Source organism: Ilumatobacter sp., assembly GCF_041688325.1.
Classification (GTDB): domain Bacteria; phylum Actinomycetota; class Acidimicrobiia; order Acidimicrobiales; family Ilumatobacteraceae; genus Ilumatobacter_A.
Genome location: NZ_JBDNIJ010000239.1, coordinates 1 through 6,106, shown reverse-complemented (window position 1 = coordinate 6,106; position 6,106 = coordinate 1). Strand labels below are relative to the sequence as shown.

Below are 6,106 nucleotides of genomic sequence, written 5' to 3'. Positions count from 1 at the left end.
GTGAGCGCTCGTAGCCTGACTGGCGATGAAGACGCGCACACTGCTCCTGCTCTCGGTGGGCACCGCATTGATGATCTTGCTTGCCGGCGGTGCGCTGCTGTTTCAGCTCTCCAACCAGGAGTCGACGACTGCAGCGATGGCCCTCGGGTCAGCCACAACAATCGGCGATGTCGACGTCACCGTCGTCTCCGCTGCTGTTACTGGCACGCGGCTCGTGGTGTCGGTCGAGATCGGTGGAGTCGACGACAGCAATGGCATCGACAGTTTTCGACTGGTGACGGGTGATCAACGGCTCGATCCGATCGCCGCGCAAGCCGCCGGTCGATGCGGCTCGATCAGTGTTGCCGCCCTGGCGTGCACCATCGAGTTCGACATCAGCGCCAGCGAAGGGACGAGCCGTGTCCTTGTGCTGCGGCGCGGCGAAGAACAAGCGACCTGGCGTCTGGGCTGAGCGTCTGGGCTGGGCTGCGTCTGAGATCTCGGGGCGAGGCACCCGATATTTCAAGACGATTCGGTGAACGTGTTGCTCTGACCACCGGCCGTACCGGACAGAACGCTGCAAGAGCGCTACCGTAAACGTCGTGAGCGATAAATTTGACGTCGTAGTAATCGGTGGCGGTCCGGGTGGATACTCGGCGGCCCTCTACGGAGCATCGGCGGGGCTCAATGTTGCCCTCGTCGAGATGGACGCCCTCGGTGGCACCTGCTTGAACCGAGGCTGCATTCCGGCCAAGGCGTTCCTCGAGACCGCTGCAGTCAAGCGTCATGTCGACCATGCAGCTGAGTTCGGGATCAACCCGCCCGGCCATGAAGAAGGCAAACAGGCCACCGTCGACTTCGCTCGGACGCAGGCACGCAAGCAGGGCATCGTCGACGGCCTCGTCGCCGGTATCGCCGCGATGTGTAAGGGCCGCAAAGTCGAAGTCTTCAACGGTACGGGCTCGCTCGGCCCAGGCCGCACGGTTGGCGTCGTGATGAACGACGGCTCGAAGGCGATCATCACCGGCGATGCCGTGATCCTCGCCACCGGATCGGTGCCCCGCACCATTGCGGGCTTCGATCGGGGTGGCCCGATCATGACCAGCGATGAGGTACTCGATCTCGACTACGTGCCCAGCCGGGTCGCAGTGATCGGTGGCGGCGCCATCGGTTGCGAGTTCGCATCGACGTTCGCCGACCTCGGCTCCGAGGTCACCATCCTCGAAGGTGCACCGAAAATCTTGCCGGGCCTCGATACAGACGTTGCCAAGGTCGTCGAGCGGTCGTTCAAGAAGAAGAAGATCGCCTTGAAAACCGGCATCATGGTCACGGGCCATCAGCCGAACGATTCAGGTGGCACCACCGTTTCCTTTGGCCCGAAAGACGGTGAGAGCGACTCGGTCGAGGTCGACGTCGTCGTCGTGTCGGTCGGTCGTCGGCCGCTCGCTGACCATCTCGGCCTTGAGGGCACAGCAGTCGTCGTCGACGAGCGTGGCTTCGTGCAGGTCAACGAGTCCTGCGAAACCGGTGAGCCGGGCGTGTACGCCATTGGCGACCTGATCAACACGCCGCAGCTCGCGCACGTCGGCTACGCCGAAGCGATTCTCACCATCAAGCACCTCCTCGGCGAGAGCCCCATGCCGATCCGTTACGACCGGGTCCCCTGGGCGATCTACTGCCACCCCGAGGTTGCGTGGGCGGGCCCCGACGAGCAGCAGGCAAAAGATGCCGGCTACGACGTTGTCGTTGGCAAGCACTCCTTCAAGTTCAATAGCCGGGCCCAGATCATTGGTGAGACCGAAGGCCTCGTCAAGGTCATTGCCAAGAAGAACCCCGACGGCACGGCGGGCCAAGTGCTCGGTGTCCACATGGTCGGGCCGTGGGCCACTGAGCAGCTGTCGGGTGGCTACCTCGCAGTGAACTGGGAAGCAACGGTCGACGAGATCGCCGAGTTCATCCAGCCGCACCCCAGCCTTTCTGAACTGTTCGGCGAAACGGTGCTCTCGCTCACTGGCCGCAGTTTTAGCGGCTGAGCGCCGTTCTCCGATTCGCCCTTCGACTCGCCCGTCACTCGCACACACTCTCCGCACTTCAACAAGGACTCACCATGGCAGACGTCATTCTTCCCCAGCTCGGCGAAACGGTTACCGAGGGCACCATCACTCAGTGGTTCAAGAAGATCGGCGACGCCGTTGCTGAAGACGAGCCGTTGTTCGAAGTGTCGACCGACAAGGTCGACACCGAGGTGCCGTCGCCGGTCTCCGGCACGCTCACCGAAATTCGCGTCGAAGAGGGCGAGACTGTCGACGTCGGCACCGTGATCGCTGTTGTCAGCGGCGGTGGCGACGCAGCCCCGGCTGCACCCGCCGCCCAACCAGCGCCCGCACCCGAGCCAGCGTCAGCCCCAGCACCAGCGCCCGCACCCGAGCCAGCGCCAGCCCCCGCACCAGCCGCACCAGCCGCACCAGCCGCTGCGGCATCCGCACCAGCGCCGGCCCCAGCGCCGATGGCAGCTCCGGCTCCCGTTGCTGAGTCAACGACGGCAAAGGCCGGCGACAACCGCCTGCTTTCGCCGGTCGTGCGCCGTTTGGTGAACGAGAACAGTCTCAATCCCGACTCGATCCCCGGCACCGGCCCTGGTGGCAGAATCACCCGCGACGACGTCCTCGATTACATCGATGCCGGCGGTGGCAAGGCAGCCCCGGCGGCCGCGCCCGCTCCGGCCGCGCCCGCCGCCCAAGCATCAGCTGCGGCTCCCGCCGCTCCACCGGCATCAGCTCCCGCAGGGGGTGCGGGTGCCAGCGACACGTCGATCCGGCTCTCCAAGATTCGTCAGCTCACTGGCGATCACATGATCATGAGTAAGGCAGTCAGCCCCCATGCCTTCAGCGTCGTCGAAGTTGACTTCGCCAACGTCGACATCACCCGCAACGCAGCCAAGGCCAGCTGGAAAGCACAGCACGGCTTCAGCCTCACGTACCTCCCGTTCATCTCACGAGCAGTCATCGACGGTCTTCGTGAGTTCCCGCACCTCAACGCGAGCGTCGGTGACGACGAGTTGATCATCCACAACTACATCGATCTCGGCATCGCCGTCGACCTGGATTACGAGGGCCTCCTCGCACCGGTGCTCCGTGGTGCCGAGACCAAACGCCTCGGTGCAATCGCCACCGAAATCTCTGATCTGGCCAACCGGGCCCGCGAGCGCAAGCTCACCCCTGACGAAGTCTCTGGCGGTACGTTCACGCTGTCCAACAACGGTTCGGCCGGGTCGGTGCTCACGATGCCGATCATCAACCAGCCGCAGGTCGGTATCATCTCGACGGATGCAATCGTCCGGAGGCCGGTCGTCACTCGTGGTGCCGATGGCGGCGAAGCAATTGCCATCCATCCCGTCGGTAATTTGGCAATGAGCTGGGAACACCGTGCCTTCGACGGCGCCTATGCGGCCGGCTTCTTGAAGCGGGTCAAGGAGATCCTCGAGACCAAGGATTGGTCGACCGAATTGTGACTCAGCCGCTGCGGGTCCGGTGGTTGGGCAGCGTGCCCTATCGCGAAGCGCTCGCGGTACAGACGTCGCTGTTCGAACACGGCACCGGCCAACACCTGCTGCTCCTCGAGCATCCGCACGTCTTTACCTACGGGCGGACCACCGATCTCACCACCAACCTGAAGTGCGAGCCGGCTGCTGTCGGTGCCGAGTTGATTGCTGCCAAGCGCGGTGGTGACATCACGTATCACGGCCCCGGCCAGCTCGTCGGCTACCCAATTCTGAATGTCGATAACTCGCTCGGGGCAACCGGGCACGTGTGCGGTGTCGAAGGTCTGATCATCGACGTATTAGTCGAACTCGGCGTGCCGAATGCGAGCCGACTTGATGGCTATGCGGGTGTGTGGCTCGATGCGGGTACGGCGCGCGAGCGCAAGATCTGTGCGATCGGCGTGCGGTTGAAGAAGGGGCGGACCATGCACGGTTTCGCCCTCAACGTCACGACCGACCTCACCTACATGCGCGACCACATCGTGCCGTGCGGGATCAGCGACAAGCCGGTCACGTCGCTGGCCGAAGAGGGTGTCGACGTGTCGCTGGCCGACGTCGTTGATGTCGTTGCCCGCCTTGCTGCTGATCGCTGGGCTGCCGACGCTGATGCCGAGAGTGGAGCAGAGGGTCGCGGTGTCGTCGAACGTCAGGACGTTGCCTGGAAGCACGCTGCTGATGGGCGCGACCTTGCAGCGTTCTCACGGGGTGAGGGCCCCGGTGACCAGGTAAAACTCGTGTCAGCACGCGCGACCGGCCGCCTCGAAGCTGCCGGTGTCGATGTTGCTGCCGGGCTGTCGATTGAGACGCGTAAGCCTGATTGGTTGCGCCCGAAGGTCAATCTTGGCCCCGAGGTGCTGGAGCTGAAGAAGACGATTCGTTCGCTCGACCTCATCACCGTGTGCGAAGACGCCGGCTGCCCGAACCTGTCTGATTGCTGGTCTGATGGCACGGCGACCTTCATGGTGTTGGGGGAGCGGTGTACCCGCGCCTGTGGCTTCTGCCTGGTCGACACGCGCAAGCCGATGCTGCCCGCCGACGATGAGCCCGCACGGGTCGCTGAGGCGATCGACCGGATGGCGCTCGATCATGCGGTGCTCACGATGGTTGCCCGCGACGATCTGGCCGACGGCGGCATGGCCCACGTCGCGGCGTGTGTCGAAGCAATCCGGCTCCGGCGCCCGTCCGCGAACATCGAGACGTTGATCTCTGATGCAAAGGGCGACGAAGCATCGCTTGAGTTGCTGTTTGCGTCGCGGCCCGACGTGATGAACCACAACGTCGAGACCGTCGCCCGGCTGCAGCGGGCCGTTCGACCGTCTGCTAGCTACGCCCGATCGCTCAGCGTCCTTGCCCGAGCGAAGAAGGCTGGCTTGATCACCAAGACCGGGTTCATGGCAGGCCTCGGTGAGACCGATGACGAGATTGTTGGCTTGCTCGCTGACATCGCCAACCTCGGTGTCGACATCGTCACGATTGGTCAATACCTGCGGCCGACGTCGAACCACCTGCCGATCGCCCGCTACGCCGACCCCGCCGAGTTCGATCGGTGGAAGCAGATCGGCGAGTCGTTCGGCATTGGCCACGTCCAAGCCAGCCCGTTGACCCGCAGCAGCTACCACGCCAAACAGGCGTCCGACGCCGTCGCAGTCCCGGTGGCTGTCCCGGTGTCGATTTCGCTCTGACCGGGTTGACTGATGCAAGCGGCAGGCTGTTGCTATGTCTCGTTCCGTGGTAGGTCTGAACTCACGTTCAGCGCGGCGCGATTGCCACGAATGCAGGCACGGATGATCGCTCCGAAACTCAGGGCGAGACCGACGGGCAAGATCAACGGCAGCAGGTCCGTCGTCGGGGCGAGCACTCCGACTGCGAAGCCAGTGCGAGCCGATAATGACGGCGGCCGTCTGGAGCCCTCCTCGAGCGGCACTGTTCCCCGCGACCCAGGCTTCAGGCGACGCCAACGTGGCTCGGGTCCGTAGCCCGACCCAGCGATTCGGCCCGATCGCGCCCGCGGTGGTTCGGGCGGCAATGGTCCACAGGACGACGGCACCGACAATCGGCAGCACGCTCAGTGGCAACGCCAGGCCAATCGGCGATCGATTGACGGCCATGAATTGCGTACGAATGTCCACGACGGCGACACGAGTTCTTCCGGCACTGTGACGATGATTTCCATCGCCCGCCGCCGCCCCACTCGCCAGGCAATCGGCTCGGTCCTACTTCGACTGTCATTGCGACTGTCATTGCGACTGTCATTGCGATTGCGATTGCGATTACGACTGGGATTACGACTGCTGATGGCGATGGCGATGGCGATGGCGATGGCGATGGCGATGGCGATCGCGACTGCTGATGGTCGCTGGATCTCGTGATGCGGTTCGGCCGGGGCTGCGCCGCAGCGAGGTGTCGGGCTGCGCCAGATTCTCTGAGATTTTTTCGATATTTCTGTGGCCAGAGATGCCGCGCAGGGCCACCTGATTGCTGGCCTGAGAAGGGCGCGGCACGCCGTGCGGATGGGCCGTCACGCTGGTTCGCTCGACCGCGTCGCGCCTGGTCAGCGATGCCTCTGGGCCCCCTGGAAGCATCCCG

At 64.2% G+C, this 6,106-nt stretch carries 5 protein-coding genes; all 5 read left to right on the top strand.

The genetic code is table 11. From position 1 onward, the window contains the following. Window positions 1-25: 25 nt before the first annotated feature. The 5 genes from ACH2EI_RS13540 (at window position 26) to ACH2EI_RS13520 (ending at window position 5,889) form a co-directional block, all read left to right on the top strand. The gene (locus ACH2EI_RS13540; protein WP_395154133.1) at window positions 26-451 is read left to right on the top strand and encodes a hypothetical protein; all 426 of its coding nucleotides are present in this window, start codon (window positions 26-28) and stop codon (window positions 449-451) included. Between the two features lie 130 nt (window positions 452-581). Continuing rightward, complete coding sequence (gene lpdA, locus ACH2EI_RS13535) at window positions 582-2,012, top strand: dihydrolipoyl dehydrogenase (protein ID WP_395154134.1); 1,431 nt, start codon at window positions 582-584, stop codon at window positions 2,010-2,012. A 74-nt stretch (window positions 2,013-2,086) separates the two neighbouring features. Continuing rightward, the gene (locus ACH2EI_RS13530; RefSeq protein ID WP_395160390.1) at window positions 2,087-3,490 is read left to right on the top strand and encodes a dihydrolipoamide acetyltransferase family protein; all 1,404 of its coding nucleotides are present in this window, start codon (window positions 2,087-2,089) and stop codon (window positions 3,488-3,490) included. A 32-nt stretch (window positions 3,491-3,522) separates the two neighbouring features. Beyond that, window positions 3,523-5,202: a lipoyl synthase gene (gene lipA / locus ACH2EI_RS13525; protein ID WP_395160388.1), complete on the top strand. Its 1,680-nt coding sequence runs from the start codon at window positions 3,523-3,525 to the stop codon at window positions 5,200-5,202. Window positions 5,203-5,682: 480 nt separating this feature from the next. Beyond that, entirely contained in the window at window positions 5,683-5,889 is a 207-nt protein-coding gene (locus ACH2EI_RS13520) for a hypothetical protein (protein WP_395160386.1), read from the top strand. The last annotated feature ends 217 nt before the right edge of the window (window positions 5,890-6,106 follow it).